The following is a 701-nucleotide window of genomic DNA, read 5'->3' as shown; positions in this document are numbered from 1 at the left end:
CCACGGCGCGCAGGCTGTCGGCCAGCGCCTCGTTGACCACGCGCGCGCCGACCGGAACGGGGGCGCCGTCGGGCAGGAAGATGCTGGAGATGGTGGCGTCGAGCTTCAGGTCGGCCGCGACTTCCGAGATGCATTCGTTGAGGTAGCCGCTTGCCTCGAAGCCCTTGGACGCCAGGCGGATGGCGGGCGCGATCACGTCGGCCATCGAGAAGCGGCCGTGCCGTTTCAGGCCCGCTTCCCAGGCGAGGAGGTTGCCGGGGACGGCAACCGAGAGGGCGCCGACGCTCTGCTTTCGTGGGTCGCGCCCTTCGAACATCTCCGGCCGCGAGTTGAGGGGGCAGGTGGCCATACCATCGAGCACCTCGTGCTTCCCGTCGGGCGAGGCGATATGCATCAGCCCGCCGCCGAACATGCCCACCATCATCGGCTCGCAGACGGTCAGCGCGAGGATGGCGGCGACGGCGGCGTCCACCGCATTGCCCCCCTCGGCCAGCATCTGGGCGCCGGCGGCGCTGGCGGCGGGGTGGTTGGTGACCACCATGCCGCGCGCGCCGAAGGCCGGCTGCTTCTGAGTTGCGAAGGTGGTGCCCGCGCGGGCGCGCCATGTCGTCATGACCGGAGGCTCGCGCGATGCGGGGCCGCCGGCAAGACGTTACGAGGTCCATATATCGCTGGCCGGGCGGAACCGGCCGGCGATAGCC

The 701-nt window shown here is 71.0% G+C and carries 1 protein-coding gene; it reads right to left on the bottom strand.

Annotated features, from left to right (window positions below; translation table 11 throughout):
* A partial coding sequence (locus tag AC1DWF_RS34690) for a gamma-glutamyltransferase (protein ID WP_476843012.1) occupies nucleotides 1–613 on the bottom strand: 613 nt, incomplete at its 3' end.
* Nucleotides 614–701 lie beyond the last annotated feature (88 nt).

The sequence above is a fragment of the Aminobacter sp. P4_D5 genome, assembly GCF_056401815.1.
The sequence above is the reverse complement of the archived record's forward strand: the minus strand, read 5'-3'. Positions and strand labels throughout refer to the sequence as shown.